Below are 17393 nucleotides of genomic sequence, written 5' to 3' on the forward strand. Positions count from 1 at the left end.
GAAATCGTCGATATATTTGAAAAATCGTTAATATAATCCGGTTGATACTGGATGGGGTATATGGAAAAGAAGTTACCGTGAAGGTAACTTCTTTTTATTTGTTTATAAATTGTTTATTTTTACCTTCTATTCTTAGAGCAAGGAGGCGGTAGAGATGAAAAAAGCGGTTTTAGAAGTAAGAGATGTGACGAAAAAGGTGAAGGGGAGAACGTTGCTAAGTCATATGTCTTTTTCTGTTTATAAAAATGAGATTTGTGGTTTTGTTGGGCCAAATGGTTCTGGGAAGACAACTCTTATTCGAACAATTATGGGGTTAATTCGACCAAATGAAGGAGAGATATTAGTTAATGGTATTAGCGTACAAAAAAATCGGAAAGAAGCTCTTCAGCATGTAGGTGCAATTGTAGAAGCTCCAATTTTTTTCCCTTATATGTCAGGACGAAAAAATTTGCGGAATTTAGGGAGGATTACGTTACGTACTGGTGGAGAAGTTCTTGAAAATAAAGTGCAGCAAGTATTAGAAATCGTCGGTTTAGAAAATCGTGCTGACGATAAAGTTGGTACGTATTCGTTAGGGATGAAGCAGCGTTTAGGGATTGCACAGGCGCTTCTTGGGAATCCAGATTTTATTATTTTGGATGAACCGTCTAATGGATTAGATCCAGTTGGAATTAAGCAGCTTCGTAAAATTGTACTCGATTTACAGCGTGAGAAGGGAATTACTTTCTTTATTTCTAGTCATTTAATTCGTGAATTGGAGCTTATGTGTGATTCATGGGTCATGATTCGAGAAGGATCATTAATATGGCGGGGAACGACGGAAGAATTGCAAGGAAGGAATAAAGAATTAGAAGATATTTTTGTGGAGATGATGAGCTCATGATGATGTTAGTACGCTCGGAATGGGAGCGGCTTTGGGCGAAGAAAGTAACATGGCTTTGTTTTTTGATGATACCAGTGATGTTACTTGGGGCTGCTAAGTACTATTTAAAACATAATCAAGAGGTCGAAAGGATAGCGGTTGATTATACATATGCGAATTCGTTCCCCGTCCTTGCATTATCTGAAATGCTTATGAGTATATGTAATCTTGTTTTACTCGTTTTAATTGTTCTTGTGTTTGCTCAAGAGTATCATAGCGGTCAAATTAGGATGGTAATCCAAAGATCATATACGTATTCGGAGGTTTTGATTGCAAAAATAATTACGATAGTAGCGGTAAGTTTGCTATTTATAAGTGTTTATTTTATTTGCAGTTATTGTATTGGCTATATTTTCTTTGAGCATGAACCGAATATTCTTTTGTTTTATCATACGGAAAAAACGAATGCACTTGGCGTGTTCTTATACTGTATTTCTTATTACGGAATTGCTTATCTTACTTTAATAGCAATGGCTAGCATATTAATTATGCTGTCGGTTATAAGTAAATCGACAACAAGTGCGACTCTTCTTGGTATGGGATTCATTATATTTTCCTTTGGATACCCAGCGATGGCGTTAGTGATAGGCCAATCCCCGACTTTTCTTTATATTAATTATTCTTCTTTAATTAAATTGCAACATGAAGGAATTGCTATATCTTTATCTGGTAGTTCAAGAATGATTCTTTTTGGATCTGTAGTTTTACTACTATACATTGTTGTTTGTAATACTGTAACAGTTTATTGGATAGGGAAAAAAGATAATTTTGTGTGAGGTGTGAAGAATGAGACAAATACTTATAAGTGAATTTGAACGGATTTTTAATAGAAAAAAGACGAAAGCATTAATAGTTATTTTTGGGCTGCTACTTATTTTGCATAGCGTATGGGTTCATACTTTTGGAGTTGCCATTTATGATACAAAAGGAACAGAAGCAATCTTAAGTAATTTAAACTTTCCTGTCGCAGTTACAAGAGAATGGTATTTTACGTTATTCTTATTAATTTTTCCAATCTTATTTATTGATAGTTTTAATAGTGAAATTTCATCTGGTGCGTATCGGCTTGTTATGATTCGTCCCGTAGGTAGATGGGAATTATTATTGGCGAAATGGATTACTCAAATGAGCATTGTAAGTTTGTTTTTGTTAATGGCATTCATTGAGAGTTATATATATGGAACATTTTTTATAAGGCGTGCAGAAGAGACATTCTTTTTAGATAAACAAGTCATTTATAGTGCGAATGCTTCTATTTTATATACTGTAAAATATTATTTAATACTATGGTTTATAGCAAGTGCTTTAACAATGTTGAGTAGTTTTGTAAGTCTGTGGTTTCAAAACGCTATCATTACGTATTTTGTAATAGTTGGTTTATTAGTAGCAAGTTTATATGTGAATGAAGAATTAAGTTATTTTGTAATTGGAAGTGGATCAATTCTAAGAATATTAAGTGAGGGGAAAGGAACATTTTACCTGATAAATGGTACAATTTTAGGAGGATGTGCAATAGCGGCTATGTTTAGTTGGTGTAAAAAAGATATATTTAATTAGGGGGGACTTGCCGTGACGAGCAAAATACTACTTGTAGACGATGAACCAGATATTCTTACATTTATTGAAGATAGTCTTGTCATGGAAGGATATGAAGTAAGAAGTGCATTAAGTGGTGAAGAAGCTTTGAAGAAATTAGATAATAGCGTGGATCTCATTATTTTAGACGTTATGTTGCCAGATATGAATGGGTTTAAAGTTTGCGAGAAGATGAGAGAGTCTTATGCATGCCCAATCTTATTTTTAAGTGCGGATAGTAGTGAACGGTCTCGGATAGAAGGTTTATTGATTGGTGGAGACGATTATATTAGTAAGCCATTTAGTTTAAAAGAGTTGAAAGCAAGAATTGTTGCCAATTTGCGCCGTACGACAGATTTAAGAATGGTAGATCAAAAGGAATTTCTACGCTATGGAAGTATATTAATAGATTTGCAAAACTACGAAATAATGAATGGGAAAGAAAAAATTCATTTTACAAAGAAAGAGTATGAAGTTGTGAAAATGTTAGCACTTCATGCTGGTCAAGTTTTGACGAAAGAGCAGCTGTTTGAAAAGATTTGGGGATATGATAGTGAAAGTGATGTCTCTACTGTAGTTGAGCATATAAAGAAAATTAGAACAAAGCTTAGTGTATATGACAGAGAAAATACATATATTCAAACGGTGTGGGGAATTGGATATAAGTGGAGTGTACAGAATTGATGCAAAGGTTAAGGATTAAACAACAGCTAGTAGCTGGCTTCTTAATAGTTCTACTTGGTAGTTTAATACTAACGGTTTTAACAGCGGCTAGTGGTTGGTATTGGCTAACGAAGAATGGGAAAGTATTTCCTGCGAATTATTATGAACAGAAAATCCCTATGATAAAAGAATATGTAAAAGATAAAGGCATACTATTGTTAAATGAGAAAGAGCGAAATGGATTAGAGAAAATTGTCCCTAAAGAGGGAATTAAATATCAAATTGTTAATAGGCAAGGAGATATTTCTTATGGTACATATAACAAGAAATTAATAACAAATGAGAGACCGATTTCGAGTGTTATTAATACAAATATTTATGGTGAAGAAGATGATAATGAAGTTACGACATATCTGCCTTTAGTAGATAGGAATGGAGATTTACAAGGAGCGATAGGGTTTAATTATCATTTAACAATATCTACTGCTTCGGCAGTTGATTCCTTTTTTGTAATCTTATTTTTAGCTTCACCCTTTATATACATTACAATTTTGTCCTACATTATTTCAAATCGAATGGGAAAAAGAATAAAGAAACCACTAGTTGAACTATCAGAGGCCTCAAAAAGAATTCAAGAGCAGGATTTAAATTTTCATTTAGAGTACAACGCGAAAAATGAAATTGGTGAATTAGTCAGTTCGTTTGAAAATATGCGTGCAGCGCTAGCTACTAGTTTGTCACGACAATGGGAGTTAGAAGAAGAAAGGAGAGAATATATTAGAGCTATTTCTCACGATTTGAAAACGCCATTAACGATTGTGCAAGGTCATACAGAAGGTTTGCAAAGTGGTTTATGGAAAAATGAAGATTTGTTACATCGGTATTTACAAACGATTGAAAGAAACACAAACAGAATGACAAAGCTTCTTGAGGAGTTCCAAATAGTAAATGAGCTAGAGAGTTTCTCATTTCAATTACGTTTAAATAAAGTACATATAAATCCATTCTTTCTTAAAAAACTAGAAGAATATGAATGCATAGCTAGAAAAAAAGAAATTGATTGGGATGTCATCTTTGAAAATAATGAGGATATACAAAGCTTAGTATTTGATCAAGAGCGAATCAGTCAAGTAATGGACAACATCGTAATGAATGCAGTTCGATTTACTCCGGTGTCAGGGAAGATGCTTTTGAAAGTATGTGCTTGGCATGAAGCAATAGAGTTTCATGTATATGATTCAGGGCCTGGTTTTCAAGAAGGAGATTTTAAAAAAGTATTACAACGTTTTTATCAGGGAGATCAGTCGCGTTCAGGAAGCAAGGAGCATTTTGGACTCGGGTTATATATTGCTAAGACAATCGTTGAGAAGCATGGTGGTAAAATTCAGGTAGAAAATAGTGAGGTGAGAGGCGGGGCACACGTTTCGTTTCGGATTCCGAGCGGAGGTATATAGATGAAAATTGATTGTCGAAAAATGTCGGTAAGTCGATATTCTGTGTCGAATCGTCGATATAATGAAAAAATCGCTGATATATTTGAAAAATCGCTGATATAATCTGGTTGGTACTGGATGGGGTATATGGAAAAGAAGTTGCCGTGAAGGTAACTTCTTTTTATTGTGATGCCGTGGTATGCACAACAACATAAAAAAGCTGGAAGAACATCTTCCAGCTTACGAGTTACTTTCAATTTGGCGACCGTTTTCTTCTTCGTTGTCTTGTAATAGGTTGAATACATCTGCTAGACAGAATGCAATGAACCAAGTCCATAGACCGTGGAAGAAAGCTGAGCTTAATTGAAGTGGTAATGTATAGTTAGTCATTGAGTAGGAAATACATCCGCCAACGATTCCGATCATTGTTAATAACATTGTTTTTTGCGCATTTTCTTCTGGATTAAAGAGGAAGAAAATGTATCCACCTAAAATTGAAGCGCTTACAAGTGTTTCGATTCCATTAAAAATGATATTCTCTCCAAGCTGAGTGTTTGTCCAGAAGCAGATTGTTCCGCCGATAATAGCAAACAGGACAGCTATTGTATATCGTATATATTGATTCATATGTTCATCTCCTTATGTAATAAGATGATTTGGAAGTCAAAAAGGTAGGTATAGTATATTGAAGTGAGTTTTAGTTGTACGTATCTTTTTATAAAAAGATCATTGAAGAGTGATCGGTTTTTTAAACCGTTACGTGTATGGTGATTGAAATATACCCGACTTCTCGTTTCTTTTTGTTTGTAAAATATGAGAAACTTCCAAGTCTATATACTCTTTTTTTGTGAGTCTGTTTTCATTATAACACATTTAGAGGCATAATAATAGAATTATCTGATTTTGTAATAAGTGTAAAAAATAAAAAGCGCAAAGAAATACCAGTAACGGTGCAGTTTAGAGGAAGAAGGATTTTCATTTACTATGATGAAATATGTAATCAAGGTGGGATATAAGAAGGGGACTTAAATACTATAAAAATGTTTTATGCCATGAATGGAAGGGAGGAGAGCTAACTTGGAATTCACAACAGAAAGATTAACAGTTAGACCTTTTAAGAGTACCGATTTACAGGATGTATTTGCCATTTATAATAATGATGATACATGTAAGTTCCTATTACATAATAAGTGGACTCATGAAGACATGCAGAAAAGATTTAATAAGAAGCTAGAAAATAATGTACTTACTAAAGATTCAATATTAAGTTTAGCAGTTATATACAAAACGAAAGTAGTTGGTGATTTATCTGTATGGTACACAAATATGAAAGACACTGTTGAGATTGGTTATAGTTTTTCAAATGAAGTAACTGGAAGAGGTTTGGCAACAGAAGCAGTAAGTCGTTTGGTATTTAAATTATTTAATGAATGTAATGTACACCGTATACAAGCTAATCTTGATGCACGAAATACAGCTTCACAAAAATTGTGTGAACGAATAGGCATGAGAAAGGAAGCACATTTCATACAAGATTTCTGGAATAAAGATGAATGGACAGATAGTATTGTATATGGAATGCTATCCTCCGATTTGTAGTAATAAACTTAATGATTGTATTATGCTAAAGGGTACGTGAGTTGAATAACAAAGGGCATAACATACTATATGTTATGCCCTTTCATGTATTGACCTTTTTATATGCGTTTGAAACGGCCGACAATTTCAACTGTTTCAGTAATGTTCATAAATGCTTTATTATCCACTTGACGGATAATACGTTTCATTTCGCCTAACTCATAGCGAGTCACGACAGTGTAAATCATTTTTTTCTTATGGTTTGTATAGCCGCCGACAGCATCTACCATTGTCACGCCACGTATGCCGTGATGTAGTAGGGCGCTTTTTATTTCCTCGCCTTTTTCTGTAATTGTCATTATCGTTAATTTAATATGTTTCGTATGCACAGCATCGATCACTTTGCTGACTACAAATCGACTAATTAACGTATAAAGTGTAATATCCCATCCGAAAATAAATCCTGCTACAACAAGTAAGATTAAGTTGAATACAAATATGATTGCTCCAATTGAAACATCTCGATATTTCGCTACAATCAATCCAACAACATCAAAACCACCTGTTGAAGAAGCAAATCGGAATATGATTCCTGAAGCTGCTCCGCAAATTACACCGCCGAATACAGAAGATAGTAAAATATCATCTGAAACTTGGTGTACAGGGATAATGTTCATCGCTAACGATGATACAGCTACAAAGTACGCTGTTAAAAAGGTTGTCTTCTTGCCTAAGTAAAAGTGACTTAAAATAAGAAGAGGAATGTTTAGTAAAAAGATAAGTGCACCGATATTGTAGTGCATTAAATAACCGATAATCATCCCTACTCCAGCAAATCCACCGCTAATCATGTTATGCGGGATAAAGAACATATTCATAGAAATTGCATACAAAATAGAAGCTACGAAAATAACAACCAACTGTATGATAAATTCTAAGTGAAATGTTTTAGCTGCTGGGAAGGATAAAAAGGCGGTGTCGGGAACGTAATCGGCGTCTCCTAGTTGACCCATAGTATGTTTCATCTCCATATTCATTTTTGATTACAAGAAGAGAATAAAGGTTTTTTCAAAAACTGGCAATAGTTTTATTATAATGCAAAAATTTTATAAATTTCTAATAAATCAAGCCTATTCATTGATGTGTGTGAATATACTAAAGAAAGCGAATACAATGTTTCTTAATTATTATTTTCTTGAGAAAATATGCAAAATACTTTTTTTTGACGATAAAAGGAAATAGAGAATGTTTGCCGAATGTGCTAAAATGACCTTATTAAGGATGTGAAGCGATGGAATTTTTATTGCAGGATGCAATTCTATATATATCGTTTGTAACGACAGCACTTTGTTTATTAGAAGTTTTCTTCCTTGCTAACGTTTCTCGCTTTGTGCGTCAGCAAGCATCGAGCGGTAGACAAAGAGCATTTGCGTTAGTTGATACATGTGAAGATAGTGCGGGGAATGTACCGCTATTTTCTATTTTTTATAAATATGGAATGATTCGTTCTGTGCGCAGACAAGAATCGAGTGAAGAGAATGACGAGGTCGGTCCGTATACACCAATGTTTCGCTAAATAATTACGAAACATTGGAGGAATGAACATGTTAAAATCATACCGAGCTGTGCTCGTTAGTTTATCATTATTACTTGTTTTTGTTTTATCTGGTTGCAGTAATGCAGCCCCAATTGATGCACATAGTACGGGAATTTGGGATCATTATTTTGTCTATCCAATCTCGTTTATGATTCAATTTGTTGCTCATCATATACCGGGAGCTAGCTTCGGGATTGCTATCATTATTATGACGCTCGTTATTCGTTCAGCAATGATTCCATTAGCTGTTTCGCAATATCGTAGCCAAGCGAAAATGAAGAAAATGCAACCTGAATTGCAGAAGTTAAAGAAAAAATACGGTGATGTAAGTAAAAATCTTGAAAAACAAAAACAGTATCAAAAAGAAATGTCAGAACTAATGAAATCAGGCGGTTGGAATCCACTTGCTGGTTGCTGGCCAATCTTTATACAAATGCCGATTTTCTCTGCTTTGTATTATGCCATTAGCCGAACAGAAGAGATTCGCACATCTTCGTTTTTATGGGTGAACTTAGGACATGCAGATCCTTATCATATATTACCGATTATTGCAGCATTAACGACATTTATTCAGATGAAAGTTTTCCAATCTAATATTACACCTGGAGAACAAGTACAGATGCTAAAGATGCAGCAAATTATGATGCCAGCAATGATTCTATTTATGGGATTCGCAGCACCATCAGGACTTGTGTTGTACTGGATAACAGGTAACTTATTTACAATGACACAAACAATTGTATTAAGAAGAATAATGGAACGTGAAGAATTACAATTACAAAAAGCATAGAATAACGCCGCTCGTGATGAGCGGTGTTTTTTTGTGAAGTCGTTAAGGAAATGTTAAGAAACCAACATTACTATAGGCATTGTATACGAGAGTGTACATGCATTAGAAATATGAAGGAGGAAATTTCCTATGAAGAAGAAAACAGTTGGGTATTTAGCGATTGCAGGTGCTTTATCATTCGGAATCATTGGGGGAGTCGGCATCCCGGCATTCGCGGCAACGAATACTCCAGCAGCTGAGCAATCTACAAAAACGGCGAAAAAAGATTTAGATGACGCTACAAAACAAAAAGTAAAAACGATTATGAATGATACAAAGAAACAGTTAGAGGAGCTAGGTGTAAAGCTTCCAGAGAAAGAAAAACATAAAGAAATGTTTGCGGGATTAGATGAACAGGCGAAAGAAAAAGCGAAATCAATTTTAGAGCAAGAGAAATCTGGAAAATTAACAAGAGAACAAGCAAACGAAGAATTAACAAAACTAGGAGTGAAGTTGCCGGAAAAGGGTAAACACAAAGAAATGTTTGCGGGATTAGATGAACAGGCGAAAGAAAAAGCAAAATCAATTTTAGAGCAAGAGAAATCCGGCAAATTAACACGTGAACAAGCAAAAGAGGAATTAACGAAGTTAGGCGTGAAAATGCCGGAGAAGGGTAAGCGTAAAGATATGCTTGCTAATTTAGATGAACAGGCGAAAGAAAAAGCAAAATCTATTTTTGAACAGGAAAAGTCCGGGAAATTAACACATAAGCAAGCAAAAGAAGAATTAACAAAACTAGGTGTGAAACTTCCAGAGAAAGAGAAGCATGAAGACATCTTTGCGGGATTAGATGAGGCAACAAAAACAAAAGTAAAAGCGATTTTAGATAATGAAAAGAAACAATTAGAGGCATTGAATGTCGATCTTCCGCATCATAAGTTTTTTATGAACAAAGAAGATAAATAAGCGAATTACATATCTTTCGTGTGGGCAACCGGAAGATACGTATGCGAGGAGGCTGTTTTTGGAACAGTCTCCTCTTACTTATTGTCGTTTTTTGTTGGTAAATCGATATATTTCGAAAATCGCCGATATAAATTAAGTTGCGGTCGATATATTTTGAAAATCGCTGATATAAATTAAGTTGTGGTCGATATATTTGAAAAATCGCTGATATAATTTTTTATCGCTACACTGTTCCAAAGATACTAGGAAATTAGAGAAGTGTCGTAACTTCTGTTATAATATAAGAAGAGAAATATTTCGCATGTTATATAAAAAAATATATTGATTTTTTCTAACAATTCAATATAATGAACAATAACTACAAAATTCGACATCGAGAAGTGATGATGAGGACACGATCAATTTTTTACGATTCTCAGAGAGGGAAGCCTTTGGCTGTGAGCTTCCTAATACGAAAAAATGGATTACCACCTCTGAACTGCAGCAGTGAACGAACATCTAGTAATTGCTTGCCGGCAAAAACCGTTATTTTAGACTTGAGAAATTGGTGAAGTGTGTTACTTTGCGAATTGAAACAAGGGTGGAACCACGAATATAACACTCGTCCCTTTTTTAGGGAGGAGTGTTTTTTTATTTCATTTTTGCATCACACTAGGATTGGAAGGAGGATACGCAGCATGCATCATGATGAGAAGAACAAAATTGGTTTAACGGTAGCACTTTCTATCGTAGTAGGAACGATTATTGGGTCTGGTGTGTTTATGAAACCAGGCAGCGTATTAGATTACTCAGGGAGTTCTAATATGGCGATTCTTGCTTGGGTAATTGGTGGTCTGTTGACGCTAGCAAGTGGTTTAACAGTAGCTGAAATAGGAGCGCAAATCCCGAAAAATGGTGGGTTGTATACGTACTTAGAGGAGATTTACGGAAGTTTTTGGGGATATTTATCAGGCTGGATGCAAACAATTGTTTATGGGCCAGCTATTATTGGAACATTAGGGCTATACTTTAGTTCTTTAATGATTAATTTTTTCTATTTAGATAAAGTATGGAATTTACCAATTGCGATCGGAACAGTTGTGTTCCTTGGCGTTGTAAATAGTATGGGAACAAAATACGGAGGTATCGTTCAAACGATTACGACAATCGGAAAGATGATTCCAATCGTATTAATTGTTGTGTTAGGTTTTTGGAAAGGAAATAGCGATATCTTTAACGTAGTTGTGCCAATATCAGAAAATCAAAGTATCGGGATGGCAATTTTAGCAACGTTATTTGCTTATGACGGCTGGATTTTACTTGCTTCGATTGGTGGAGAAATGAAGAATCCAACAAAGTTATTACCGAAAGCTATGACAGTTGGGATTTTAATTGTAACAGCTGCTTACGTATTAATTAATTTGGCGTTACTGAATGTATTACCAGCAACGCAAATTGTAGACCTTGGAGAAAATGCAACAGCGACAGCTGCAGGAATGCTACTTGGAGAATACGGCGGGAAAATTATTAGTATCGGTATTATCGTTTCTATTTTCGGTTGTTTAAATGGAAAGATTTTAACGTTCCCACGTATCCCGATGTCGATGGCAGAACGTGGACAACTTCCATTTGCTAAGTTTATTGCGAAGGAAAGCCCAAGATTTAAAACACCAGCAAATGCGATTACTGTTGAAATCATTTTAGGAATTATTTTAATGATTATTAGTGATCCGAATAAGCTATCTGAGATTTCCGTATTCATTATTTATATTTTCTACGTAATGACGTTTATTGGCGTCTTCATTTTAAGAAAGCGCAATAAGAATAAAGAGCGTGCATACAGTGTACCGTTATTCCCAATCGTACCAATCGTTGCGATTTTCGGCTCGCTCTTTGTAATTGGTAGTGCCATTATCAATGATCCGGTAAGTTGTTTCTTATCAATTGGAATTGTCTTTACTGGGCTGCCGGTGTATTGGTATTTAAATAAGAAGAATAAAGTGTCATGATTGAAGGGTAGGCGTATAATACGCCTACCTTTTTTACTGTAAAAAAATTGTACTTGTTTTCAATTTCTATTTTGGTTACTATAGTCGTAGTAACCAAAATAGAAAGCGTGGGGAAAGACTTGAATTTTCGTGTGTATATTTTAGCTATCGCGGCTTTCGTAGTCGGAACGGTTGAGCTAATTATAGGAGGAACGCTTGATTTAGTTGCCAATGATTTAGGTGTATCTATTAGTGCAGCTGGTCAGCTAATCACAATATTTTCAGTAGTATTTGCTTTATCAGGTCCTGTTTTATTAGCATTAACAGGAAAGTTTGACAGAAAAACATTGTATGTTGGGGCATTATCAATTTTCTTAATCGGAAATATTATTTCAGCATGTAGTGTGAATTACGGGATGTTAATGTTCTCAAGGGTGATTTGTGCGGCGAGTGGTTCGCTTATTATTGCACTGTCAGTAACACTTGCTTCTAGCGTTGTAGAACCGCATTTTCGTGCGCGTGCAATTGGAATCATTTTCATGGGGATTAGTGGATCACTTGTACTTGGAGTACCGCTTGGCCTTGTACTCGGAAATGCATACGGATGGCGTGCACCATTTGTACTCATTTCAATCTTAACAGTTATAGCAATCGCTTGTATTTCTCTATTTTTAACGAAAGTACCACCGACATCGGTATTATCAATAAGAGAGCAAATTGCTACGTTAAAAGATAAAAAAATCGTCAGTGCACAGTTAACGTCATTCTTATTTTTAACAGGTCATTTAACACTATATGCATATTTAACACCATTTTTAAAAGATGTTATGCATGTGGAAGCGAATTGGATTAGTGTATTTTACTTCATTTTCGGAATCGCAGCGGTACTTGGAGGCGGCCTTGGGGGCTTTCTTGCTGACAAATGGGGATCGAAGAAAAGTATTATCTCAATTATTATCGTATTTGCGTGTGCAATCTTCCTATTGCCGATGATGACATTCTCATTCCCGCTGTTCATTATTATGATGGGACTTTGGAGTATGCTGAGCTGGGCTATTTCGCCAGCACAACAAAATTATTTAATTGAAATTGCACCGGAATCAGCTGGTATTCAGCAAAGTTTAAATAACTCTGCCCTTCACTTAGGAATTGCGCTCGGTTCAACAGTAGGCGGAGTTGTTATTGAGAAATCGTCTGTTATATATAATGCTTGGGTAGGAGGCGGCTTTATTATATTAGCGCTGCTTTGTGCAATTTTCTCGATTACGAGAGGACGTTCTACTCAGTTTGCAAAAGAAGAATCTATCGTTTGATAGGTTCTTTTTTGATTTGTAAAAAATTGCAGGTTTTGGTAGGCGAATGGAGAAAGTTGTATATAGCGAGGTGATAGAAAATGGCATATGATTTAGTAGGAGTGATACTAAGCCTTATACCAATATTTGTGGTCACGTTTATTTTTAGATGGGTCCGTTTCATTTATCAAAATTCAGAGAAACAAGTGGAGCAAAATGAGAAAATTATTGAGCTGTTGATGGAGATAAAGGAAAAAGATAAGTAATATGTATTCATTTGAAATTTGTTTCTCGTAAGATATGAAGGCACTTATAAAGTGCCTTTTTTAGTATGTTTGAAAATTGAAAATATGTAATGTTCATTTGTCAATAGCAGCATGAGAACAAACAATTTTAATGTTGCTTATTACTTTGAAACTTTCTCAACAATTCGACAAGATACTACAAAAAAACCACCTATTCTCTTTTTTTCACTATAAGTACAATGAAACAGTAAGATTGCTTCATGTAGAAATTTATATATGGTGGTGGAGAGAATGAAACGAAAGATGGTAGGGAAATGGTTTAGTTTTTTAAGTGCTCTTATTATTTTATTAGGAATTGCAATGCCGCAAGTGAAGGCAGAAGTAATGAACAGAGAAACATATAAAATGGATTGGAGTTATAGTAAGTCGAAACAGCGTGAAATAAAGACAGAAATAATTAAAACGGCTTCGGGTAGTATTGCGTATTGTTTAACGCCTGATTTACGTTCTCCCAATGGGGATGATTTGCCTGAAATGGGGAAAACATCCGATGCTGTATATCGTATTTTATTAAATGGATATCCTCAAAAAAGCCCATCTGAATTAGGGGTAGTGACAGTAGAAGAGGCGCATTATGCTACACAATTAGCGGTATGGATTGCAGCAAATGAATTAACGGAAGAAGATTTAGTTGCAAAAAATGAACGAGTACATAATCTTATGAAGCGTTTAGTAGAGGTTTCAAAAAAAGAAACTGAATCACAAGATATATTTTTTAAAGTTAATCCTGTAGATCCACAAACTGCTACACAAAAAGGGAATTATTTAGAAACAGGATTTTATGCAGTGCAAACAAATGCGATTTCTGGCTCTTATACAATTCTTCCTGAAAATGCTCCTAAAGGGCTTCGAATTGTAAATGAAAAGGGAGAAGAAAAAAGTATATTATCAATTAACGAAAAATTTAAAATATTAATCCCGAAAGATACGAGTAGTGGTAATTTTAAAATGAAAGTGAAGTCTACTTTAACAAATTTACAAGCAATAGCTTTTAAAGGATCAGAAAAAGTTCAAAATACAACGGTATTGTTACAAAGAAATAGTGAGAAAATCAGTACAGATTTAGTGGTAAATTGGGAATCAGTAGGCTCTTTAAAGATTATGAAATTAGGAGAAAAAAAGGAATTATTAAAAGGGGCGGTGTTTGAAGTTTCTAATGAAAACTTTAAACAAAATGTTACGACTAATGATAAGGGCATTGCGGAGTTAGGTAATCTTCCAATCGGTATATATAGCGTCAAAGAAATTCAAGCGCCAGCTGGATATGTGTTAGACGGAAGTGTTAAAAAAATTGAAGTGAAAACTGGTGAAACTGCTGTATTAGAGTTGAAAAATGAAAATGTAAAAGGTGAATTAGAAATAACGAAAGTAGATATAGCGGATGAGAATACAAAATTACCGAATGCAGAATTTACAATCTACAACGAACAAGGGAAAGAAGTAGTAAAAGGGAAAACGGATGAAAAAGGTATAGCGAAATTCAAATTATCATACGGAAAATACACGTATAAAGAAACAATAGCGCCAAATGGATATGTAATAAGTGAAGAGACATTCGCATTTGAAATAAAAGAGGATGGAGAAATTATTAAACATATCGTTCAAGATAAAAAAGTAGAAGGTGAATTAGAAATAACGAAAGTAGATATAGCGGATGGGAATACGAAACTGCCGAACGCAGAATTTACAATCTACAATGAACAAGGAAAAGAAGTAGTAAAAGGAAAAACGGATGAAAAAGGTATAGCGAAATTTAAACTACCATACGGAAAGTACACGTATAAAGAAACAATAGCGCCGAATGGATATGTAATAAATGAAGAGACGTTCGCCTTTGAAATAAAAGAGAATGGACAAATTATTAAACATATTGTTCAAGATAAGAAAGTAGAAGGTGAATTAGAAATAACGAAAGTAGATATAGCGGATGGGAATACGAAATTGCCAAATGCAGAGTTTACAATCTACAACGAACAAGGGAAAGAAGTAGTAAAAGGAAAAACAAATGAGCAAGGTATAGCGAAATTCAAACTACCATACGGAAAGTACACGTATAAAGAAACAATAGCACCAAATGGATATGTAATAAATGAAGAGACGTTCGGATTTGAAATAAAAGAGGATGGAGAAATTATTAAACATATTGTGAAAAATAAGAAAGAAGAAAAGCCATCACTTCCTTCTAAGCCGAATAAGCCAACATCGAATGGAGAAGTGAAACCTTCCGCTGATGTGAAGCAGGTGCAACAACATAATACTCATAATGAAGTGCGATTACCAGCTACTGGTGGCGTCGGCAATGAATTTACGGTTTTATTCGTTTTAGGAATTAGTTTTATTATTGCTGGTGCTTATGTGTTAAGAATGAAAAATAGAAAAGAAATGTAGAAAAAAAACGCCTTGTAATAGAGGCGTTTTTTTAGTATCTCAACTTCATCAATAAACTTTTAATTTCCTCATCTTCCATAAAGAGGTCATGGTGTTTCTGGGTAATCTTTGCAAGTGCAACGTCGTGATAGAAAAATTCTGTAAAGAACTTTACGAAAGGTTGTGACATTGTTTTCATCGCTTGCCATGACTCTTGCTCTACACCAGCAAATAAAATTTCACGATCGTCAACGATGAGCAGTAAGTATCGCTCTAGCGCGTTAGGCTCTTCGGCTGGGATTAGAAAATGCATGTTTTCTAAGTCTGTTTTTACTTTTCCAACTATAAGGGATTCGGTTTTGACGCCTTGTTTTGCTTTTTCTTCTAATAACGGAAGATATTCTAAAAGAGTATCGTTCCAAGCTGAAATGCGAATTGATTCTTTTGCACTTTCGATGAGCTCTTTACTTTGAACGCGAATAGAAGATTGCATTTTTAAGCTCCACACACGGTCATCTGTAAATGATTTTTTCGATATAGTTGTCTCTAATTCTTTAATATTGGATTGAAATTCTGTCGTTAATTTTTCAATTGCTAGCTTGAGTGGTAATGCTGTATACATCTTTTTCTTCTCCGAAACAGAATCCATTACCATTCCTTTATCGATTAGACGTGCAAGCACTTCATATATTTTTGCTTTTGGCACGCCAGAATGCTTCACAATCGTTGTAGCATCTAATGGCTCGTTGCTTGATACGACAACTTCGTAAGCTTGGCTTTCATATTGTGAGAAACCGAATTTTTGTAACATAGTTACCTGGTTTAAAATTCTTATAAAAATCTATAAATCGTTGGCGAACCAAGTCAAATGCCAACTACCGAAAAGGAATCTCACCTTTTTCCTGTCCGTAAGGGTTGTGACCTTTTTATCCACCTAGTGTGAAAGAATGACGGCAGGTTCCTGTTAGGAACGATCTGTCCTTGCATACTACCATTCATCCAAGTCAGTAGTATGCAAGAGGTTATAAGAAATAAACCAGTCCCCCCCTTCTCATTTAAATTTTAAATACGAATTGTTGATTGCTCATATAAACAGTTTTATGAAGAATGCTCCACAATTTCCAATTGTGATATTCCTTCCACGTTTGAATTGTTTGTAACCATTTTTTATATACTTTTTTCGTATTCTTTTTACTTTCTTCCATGGAAGCAACAAGAATACGCAGTTTTGTTGTAATTTGGTTTTTTAATAATAATATAATCTCTTTTGGTACTTGTTCTTGCAATTCTAATCCACGTCTTGCGATCGTGAAGGCGGCTGCTTCATGAACGCTAATACCGAAATTTTTACTGTATTTTAATTTTCCCATCACACTTGTATAAGCGGGGTTTACTGTTTTAACAGAAAATCCGTTACGAAGACCCATACGAATTAAACTGTTCAACATCTTTTTATACGTAAATTGATGGAAATTACGATTACTGTATGTATCAGTATCATGAGATTGTTGAAACTTTAAATCTTCTAAAACAATTCCACCTACATTGTTTTCCAATAACCATGTTTTAATTTGTTGTACGATTTGTCCAATTATCGTTGCGCGTTTGTTTGTTGAAAACGTATTCAGATTGTGTAGATAAAAAATTTTTGAACCTTTAAAATTACCTTGTTTTGTACATAAACTAACTGCAATGCGGTCCGGATTTACATCAATTCCTGCAATTACATCTGATTGTGGTGTTTCCTTGAAATCTAGTACACGACCTATTTCTGTTTCATCAAACGTAATATTTACATAAAATTCATTTTGTTTACGAATGATTTCTACACTATATTTTTGATGCTCTATAATCGGTTTTCCTTTTGGATTTACACCGATTCGCTTTCCCATAACGACATTTGTGATTTGATGATAAAAATGATATGGAATGATAATCGGAACTTTGATTCGTGGGCTT

At 34.7% G+C, this 17393-nt stretch carries 17 protein-coding genes and 1 other annotated feature; of the genes, 13 read left to right on the top strand and 4 right to left on the bottom strand.

All coding sequences use genetic code 11. The features are described from left to right. The first annotated feature begins 154 nt into the window (after positions 1-154). From FH036_RS25800 to FH036_RS25820, 5 genes are read left to right on the top strand one after another with little or no spacing between them, the layout of a single operon-like run. Positions 155-883: an ABC transporter ATP-binding protein gene (locus FH036_RS25800; protein ID WP_000710432.1), complete on the top strand. Its 729-nt coding sequence runs from the start codon at positions 155-157 to the stop codon at positions 881-883. Next, complete coding sequence (locus tag FH036_RS25805; protein WP_000980091.1) at positions 880-1698, top strand: ABC-2 transporter permease; 819 nt, start codon at positions 880-882, stop codon at positions 1696-1698. Before FH036_RS25800 ends, FH036_RS25805 begins: the two co-directional genes overlap by 4 nt. A 10-nt stretch (positions 1699-1708) precedes the next feature. Next, positions 1709-2479 (top strand): ABC transporter permease, encoded by a 771-nt coding sequence (locus FH036_RS25810; RefSeq protein WP_087994663.1) that lies wholly within the window; start codon positions 1709-1711, stop codon positions 2477-2479. A gap of 12 nt (positions 2480-2491) precedes the next feature. Beyond that, positions 2492-3181 carry a response regulator transcription factor gene (locus FH036_RS25815; protein WP_000202047.1) on the top strand — a complete coding sequence of 230 codons (690 nt, stop codon included), beginning with the start codon at positions 2492-2494 and terminating at the stop codon, positions 3179-3181. Then, positions 3181-4614, top strand: coding sequence for a sensor histidine kinase (locus FH036_RS25820; RefSeq protein ID WP_014481785.1), 1434 nt, complete (start codon positions 3181-3183; stop codon positions 4612-4614). The genes FH036_RS25815 and FH036_RS25820 overlap by 1 nt, the downstream gene beginning before the upstream one ends. Positions 4615-4833: 219 nt before the next feature. Here FH036_RS25820 and FH036_RS25830 read toward each other — a convergent pair whose 3' ends face one another. Continuing rightward, positions 4834-5220 carry a DUF3938 domain-containing protein gene (locus FH036_RS25830; RefSeq protein ID WP_001077770.1) on the bottom strand — a complete coding sequence of 129 codons (387 nt, stop codon included), beginning with the start codon at positions 5218-5220 and terminating at the stop codon, positions 4834-4836. Positions 5221-5670: 450 nt separating this feature from the next. Between FH036_RS25830 and FH036_RS25835 the strand changes: the two genes are divergently transcribed. Continuing rightward, the gene (locus tag FH036_RS25835) at positions 5671-6192 is read left to right on the top strand and encodes a GNAT family N-acetyltransferase (RefSeq protein ID WP_000397317.1); all 522 of its coding nucleotides are present in this window, start codon (positions 5671-5673) and stop codon (positions 6190-6192) included. 98 nt (positions 6193-6290) lie between these two features. Here the strand turns inward: FH036_RS25835 and FH036_RS25840 are convergent, their stop codons facing one another. Continuing rightward, complete coding sequence (locus FH036_RS25840; protein ID WP_000530037.1) at positions 6291-7184, bottom strand: YitT family protein; 894 nt, start codon at positions 7182-7184, stop codon at positions 6291-6293. A 278-nt stretch (positions 7185-7462) separates the two neighbouring features. Here FH036_RS25840 and FH036_RS25845 point away from each other — a divergent pair, with 278 nt between their 5' ends. The 7 genes from FH036_RS25845 to FH036_RS25870 all read left to right on the top strand — a co-directional run bounded on the left by FH036_RS25845 (position 7463) and on the right by FH036_RS25870 (position 15455). Then, positions 7463-7747, top strand: coding sequence for a hypothetical protein (locus tag FH036_RS25845; protein ID WP_000394930.1), 285 nt, complete (start codon positions 7463-7465; stop codon positions 7745-7747). Positions 7748-7775: 28 nt separating this feature from the next. After that, on the top strand, positions 7776-8558 hold the full coding sequence (gene yidC, locus FH036_RS25850) for a membrane protein insertase YidC (RefSeq protein WP_000920533.1): 783 nt from the start codon (positions 7776-7778) through the stop codon (positions 8556-8558). Positions 8559-8687: 129 nt separating this feature from the next. Beyond that, entirely contained in the window at positions 8688-9503 is an 816-nt protein-coding gene (locus FH036_RS25855) for a hypothetical protein (protein WP_087963624.1), read from the top strand. A gap of 374 nt (positions 9504-9877) precedes the next feature. Then, positions 9878-10115 (top strand) — a binding site (T-box leader). A gap of 65 nt (positions 10116-10180) precedes the next feature. Next, a complete protein-coding gene (locus FH036_RS25860; RefSeq protein WP_000546315.1) occupies positions 10181-11491 on the top strand; it encodes an APC family permease in 1311 nt (436 codons plus the stop codon). A gap of 47 nt (positions 11492-11538) precedes the next feature. After that, positions 11539-12783: an MFS transporter gene (locus FH036_RS25865; RefSeq protein ID WP_154982590.1), complete on the top strand. Its 1245-nt coding sequence runs from the start codon at positions 11539-11541 to the stop codon at positions 12781-12783. A gap of 80 nt (positions 12784-12863) precedes the next feature. Beyond that, positions 12864-13028 (top strand): hypothetical protein, encoded by a 165-nt coding sequence (locus FH036_RS27250; protein WP_000312827.1) that lies wholly within the window; start codon positions 12864-12866, stop codon positions 13026-13028. Between the two features lie 270 nt (positions 13029-13298). Next, positions 13299-15455: a SpaA isopeptide-forming pilin-related protein gene (locus tag FH036_RS25870; protein ID WP_000823857.1), complete on the top strand. Its 2157-nt coding sequence runs from the start codon at positions 13299-13301 to the stop codon at positions 15453-15455. A 31-nt stretch (positions 15456-15486) separates the two neighbouring features. On the opposite strand, the gene FH036_RS25875 is transcribed toward FH036_RS25870, so the two are convergent. Then, a complete protein-coding gene (locus tag FH036_RS25875; protein WP_000939492.1) occupies positions 15487-16245 on the bottom strand; it encodes a TrmB family transcriptional regulator in 759 nt (252 codons plus the stop codon). 244 nt (positions 16246-16489) lie between these two features. Then, the coding region (locus FH036_RS25880) for an IS200/IS605 family accessory protein TnpB-related protein (RefSeq protein ID WP_139896374.1) at positions 16490-17393 on the bottom strand (904 nt) is incomplete at its 5' end.

The organism is Bacillus sp. CD3-5 (assembly GCF_006349665.1).
Lineage (GTDB): Bacteria > Bacillota > Bacilli > Bacillales > Bacillaceae_G > Bacillus_A > Bacillus_A paranthracis.